The following is a 5130-nucleotide window of genomic DNA, read 5'->3' as shown; positions in this document are numbered from 1 at the left end:
GCAACCAGGAGAATTTGTCTATTTGATTGGTCGTCTAGGATCAGGAAAGTCAACACTTCTGAAGTCCATCTACGCCGACCTCCCAATTTCAGAGGGAGAGGGGCGGTTTGGCGACTTTGACCTAAAGCACATAAAGCGTAAGCAGATCCCTTTCCTAAGAAGAGAACTGGGCATCATATTTCAAGACTTTCAACTGCTTACCGACCGCTCTGTGGTGAAAAACCTAGAGTTTGTACTCAGAGCAACTGGGTGGAAAGATAAAAAGCTGATCCAAAAGCGAATCTCAGAAGTACTAGAGCAGGTAGGGCTAGAGAGTAAAGGCTACAAGATGCCCCACGAACTATCAGGTGGTGAGCAGCAACGCATCGTCATCTCTAGAGCCCTCCTCAATAAGCCAAAGATGATATTGGCAGATGAGCCAACCGGCAATCTCGACCCCATTACGGGCGAGCAGATCATCACGCTCTTACGAGAAATCGGAGAGGCAGGAACCTCAATCTTAATGAGCACGCACAACTACGCACTCGTGAAGAAGTTCCCCGCAAGGATTGTAAAGGTGGAGGGAGGAATGCTGCAAGAGATGCAGTTGAAGCAGGACCTATAATAGACTTGAGAGTGAAATGAATAACAACTCAACTTCCTTTTCAGATCTAGTAGTGATGAAGTTTGGTGGCACCTCTGTTGGTTCTGCCGAACGGATAAGAAATGTGGGCGACCTCATCAGCGGAAGCGAGCGTAAAGTGGTGGTATTAAGTGCCATGTCGGGGGTCACCAATATGCTGGTAGAGATCAGCCAGCTCTTCAATAATAGCAACACCCAAGGGGCACTCAATAAGATCCAAGAGCTACAAGAGAAGTATCAAGTGGTTATCGAGGAGCTCTACTCACAGCCCGCCCATAAAGAAGAAGCGCTGACCTTCGTTGCTGAGAAGATGAACTTTCTCAGAAGTTTCAAAGAGGAGTACTTTACCGACTTTGAGGAGCGTCAGATATTGGCTCAAGGCGAAATCATCTCCGTAGAGATGATGCGACTTCACCTAGAAGAGCGAGGAATCGTAGCTATTATGCTACCAGCACTGGAGTTTATGGTAACGAACAAACAGGGTGAGCCCAATTTACCTGAGATTCAGTCGCAACTCATTGAGCTACTTAGCCATTACCCCAAGCAAAGTCTTTTCCTCACCGAGGGATACATCTGCCGGAATGCCTACCTAGAGATAGATAACCTAAAACGCGGTGGAAGCGACTACACTGCAGCACTGATAGGTGCAGCACTCGATGCCAAAGAGATACAAATTTGGACCGATATTGATGGGCTACACAATAACGATCCGAGGGTGGTCGACCACACGACAGCTGTGCGTCATCTGCACTTCAACGAAGCAGCCGAATTGGCCTACTTTGGGGCAAAGATACTGCACCCCGCATGTATCCACCCCGCTAAGATGAGAAATATACCAGTGCGGTTGCTCAACTCCATGGAGCCTGAGGCAAAAGGCACCATCATCTCCAATCGCATCAAAGAGGGGTCATTAAAGGCAGTCGCAGCAAAAGATGGTATCACAGCCCTTCGTATCCTCAGCTCTCGTATGCTTCTTGCCCAAGGCTTTATGCGGAAGGTATTCGAGACCTTTGAGCGCTACCAGACTGCCGTGGATATGATCACCACCAGTGAAGTAGCCATCACCCTCACCATAGATAATACCAATCGGCTCGAAGAGATTCTACTAGAGCTACGAAAGATTGCCGATGTCTCCGTAGATGAGGATATGACCATCATCAGCGTTGTCGGCGATATGAATTGGAAGAATGTAGGCTTTGAGAGCCGAGTAGTTGAGGCTCTAAGTGAGCTTCCCGTGCGAATGATCTCCTACGGAGGTTCCAACTATGGAGTTTCTATCTTAATTCGTAGCGAAGACAAGGTAAGAGCACTGAAGCTACTGAGTAAGCACCTCTTTCAAGAGGAAATATAATGAACGAACAGGTTCACAAATGGATTTATGCTACACGCCCCCACACACTCGGGGCGTCCGTTGCACCAATGTTGCTTCTACTAGGGGCCGTAGTAAGCGACGGACTAATGCAATGGGGCTACTTCCTTCTATGCCTTCTCGTAGCGGTTTCGGCACAGATCTCAAGCAACTTCGCCAATGATTACTTTGGCTATAAAAGCGGAGAGGATACCGACCACCGCTTAGGATTCACTCGTCTACTCTCCACTGGAGAGGTCACCCCACGGCAAATGCTCATTGCCCTAGGCATCTCGCACTCCATTTGTGCCGGTTCGGGCTTGTACCTTGCCTCCCAAAGGGGGTGGTGGCTATTACTCGTAGGGGCAGTAGTCATCTTGTGTGCCATTGCCTACTCCGCAGGGAAATACTCATTGGCAAGGACCGCACTAGGCGACCTTGCAGTAGTTATCTTCTATGGGTTAGTGCCTATCCTCGTCAGCTACTACGTCATTGCAGATGCTAGGCCCCAGGTATATCTGCTTTTACTCGCGCTCGGTATTGGGTTGTGGGAAACCAATATATTAGTCTGCAATAACTATCGCGACTACGAGGAAGATTTAGAGAGCCACAAACTGACGTTGATTGTTCGAATGGGCAAAAGGTCGGGACCCCTCCTCTACCTCATTAATGCAGTGCTATCGCTACTGCTGATTGTTATTGGACTTATCACAGAGGGAAGCTGGCTCGGAGCGATTATTATTGGATTGCTCGGTGCGGCACTCTACGCCAATGGGGTGATGGCAATCTATCGACTCAGAGGGAAGAGCCTCAATAAACTCCTCCGCTACACCAATATCACCACACTCATCATGGGCGTAGTGACCATGCTCATCCTCTTACTTTAAGGTCTTTTGAAGTGCCTCACGAATCTGCTCGGGAGTGACGACACCCTCCAGCATTACCTCATCACCGAAGTAGATAGTTGGGACAAAATTGTAAGCGTATTGAGTTGCTAGTACTTGATCCTCTTTTACCTCCGAAAGATAAAGGTCACCCTCAAGTACGCCAGCAACAGCCTCCGCAGGTAAATTGGCCTCAATTGCTACCCGCTTCAGCTCCTCCAACTTGCTAAAGTCTCTTCCTTCCGAGAAGTAACCACGCCCAAAAAGAGTTGCCACCTCTAGCATTCGGCCCTCCTTCGTAGCCACTTTCAAAAGCCTTGCAGCCCTCTGAGAATTATGCGACCAAGCAGATTCTAGGTTGTTTTCCAAACCATACTTCTCCGCCAGATGATTCAGCACCGACCGGCTCTTCTGAAAGTGCTGCAACTCCTCAGGGGCCTCCACCTTCTCCATCCTCTCAAGCCATGTAAAAGAGGTATTAAGAGGCAACTCTGGTGCCAATAGACAGCTTCGCCACCTCACCTCTACTTGATCTTCGTACCCACCAGCCTCTAGTTCGCGCTTCAAGAGTACCTCACCAATATAGCAAAAGGGACAGGTAATATCGCCCCAGAAATCAATCGTCATCATATTATATTATACACTTTTCTCCTTCGGACGGCGAAGTGCCTTAATCGTCATATAGAGGAGTGCTAGTACCACAATCCCGAGGATAACCAAGCCAATCTCATGGCTATAACGCTCCACATAAGGCATCAGCTCCTCTCGCGGCACCACGCTCTCCAAGTACCAACCAATCAGAGCCAGCACTAGGTTCCATGTACCTGCACCCAACGCAGTATAAAGAAGAAAAGGGGAAACCTTCATCCCCGACATTCCCGCAGGAATCGATATCAACTGCCGAATGCCTGGCACTAGACGACCAACTAACGTAGAGATCGCACCATGCTCAACAAAGTAAGTCTCGGCCTTCACGATCTTCTCCTCCGAAAGCAGGAAGAAAGCCCCCACCCTACTCCGTGCAAAACGATGAACGAGCGGACGGCCCAACCATACTCCAATTAGATAGTTGATCAAGGCTCCAATCAGTGCCCCGAGAGTAGCGAAAATCACCACCCCGCCAAAGGTCATATCACTACTTCCAGATGCCACCATATAGGCAGCTGGTGGCACCACCACCTCACTTGGGAAAGGGATAAAGGAGCTCTCAATCGCCATCAGGAGCATGATGGTGAGATAATTGAGATTCTCCAAAGCCCATTCAATAAACGGTAGGCTCTCCATAAGCGATTAGTCGATATTGTCTAGCTCTCCTTTGGTGTACTGAGCCAAGGCATCGGCACTCATTCCAGTAGAGGAGAAGCCTCCGTCGTGGAAGAGGTTTTGCATCGTCACCTTTCGTGTTAGGTCGCTAAAGAGTGTTACACAATAGTCGGCACAATCATCCGCATCGGCATTTCCAAGTGGCGACACCTTCTCAGCAAAGTGACGCAAGAGGTTCATTCCCTCAACACCGCTACCGGCAGTGGTCACTGTAGGCGATTGGCTCACTGTATTGATGCGTACCCCTTTCTCCTTGCCGTAGATCAGCCCAAAGTTGCGAGTGATTGACTCCAGGAGTGCCTTGGCATCGGCCATATCGCTATAGCCCACAAAACTTCTCTGTGCGGCAATGTAAGTCAACGCCACCACGGAGCCTCCCTCACTGATTGCATCCATCTTCTTTGCCACGGTCAGCATCTTGTGAAGCGAAAGAGCCGAGATATCAAGCGTCTTTGTATAGTTTGGATAATTGATATCATCATAAGGAATCCCCTTACGCACATTGGGGCTCATTCCAATAGAGTGGAGTACAAAGTCAATCTTACCACCAAGGGCTTCCATACTTTCACTAAAGACCTTTTCAAGATCCTCCACACTCGTTGCATCACAGGCAATCACCTTTGCCCCCGTCTCCTGAGATAGGTCATTAAGCGTGCCCATTCTGATCGCTACAGGTGTATTGGTCAGGGTAATGCTCGCCCCCTCCTCTACCACACGCTGTGCCACTTTCCACGCAATTGACTGCTCATTCAGAGCACCAAAGATAATTCCCCTTTTCCCCTTAAGTAAACCGTAAGCCATATACTATATCTATTCTAATTCTTAATATTAAACTACAAACAAAGATACCAATTTTGAGCATACTCTCCATTGACAGCATAAAGTGTACAGGGGTTACGCATTAGATAACCCTAGCCGTAGGGCATTCACAGGTGTGCTATTGGGGAGGACCC

Annotated in this window: 6 protein-coding genes; 3 read left to right on the top strand and 3 right to left on the bottom strand. The window is 48.7% G+C overall.

The genetic code is table 11. The annotated features are described in order from the left end of the window. The 3 genes from QVO39_RS03160 to menA form a co-directional block, all read left to right on the top strand. The coding region (locus tag QVO39_RS03160; protein WP_288171708.1) for a cell division ATP-binding protein FtsE at positions 1–604 on the top strand (604 nt) is incomplete at its 5' end. A 16-nt stretch (positions 605–620) separates the two neighbouring features. Next, positions 621–1973: an aspartate kinase gene (locus tag QVO39_RS03155; RefSeq protein ID WP_021902998.1), complete on the top strand. Its 1353-nt coding sequence runs from the start codon at positions 621–623 to the stop codon at positions 1971–1973. Continuing rightward, positions 1973–2857: a 1,4-dihydroxy-2-naphthoate octaprenyltransferase gene (gene menA / locus QVO39_RS03150; RefSeq protein WP_021902997.1), complete on the top strand. Its 885-nt coding sequence runs from the start codon at positions 1973–1975 to the stop codon at positions 2855–2857. The genes QVO39_RS03155 and menA overlap by 1 nt, the downstream gene beginning before the upstream one ends. Here menA and QVO39_RS03145 read toward each other — a convergent pair. Genes QVO39_RS03145 through QVO39_RS03135 form a run of 3 tightly spaced genes read right to left on the bottom strand, consistent with a single transcriptional unit; the run spans position 2849 to position 4978 of the window. Beyond that, positions 2849–3484 (bottom strand): DsbA family oxidoreductase, encoded by a 636-nt coding sequence (locus QVO39_RS03145; RefSeq protein ID WP_288171707.1) that lies wholly within the window; start codon positions 3482–3484, stop codon positions 2849–2851. The two genes, menA and QVO39_RS03145, sit on opposite strands and share 9 nt — an antisense overlap. Positions 3485–3490: 6 nt before the next feature. Then, complete coding sequence (locus QVO39_RS03140) at positions 3491–4138, bottom strand: DedA family protein (protein ID WP_021902995.1); 648 nt, start codon at positions 4136–4138, stop codon at positions 3491–3493. A 6-nt stretch (positions 4139–4144) separates the two neighbouring features. Continuing rightward, positions 4145–4978, bottom strand: coding sequence for an enoyl-ACP reductase FabI (locus QVO39_RS03135; protein WP_021902994.1), 834 nt, complete (start codon positions 4976–4978; stop codon positions 4145–4147). Between the last annotated feature and the right edge of the window lie 152 nt (positions 4979–5130).

Source organism: Porphyromonas sp. CAG:1061 (assembly GCF_000435035.1).
Lineage (GTDB): Bacteria > Bacteroidota > Bacteroidia > Bacteroidales > Porphyromonadaceae > Porphyromonas_A > Porphyromonas_A somerae.
This window is presented reverse-complemented; position numbering and strand designations above follow the sequence as displayed.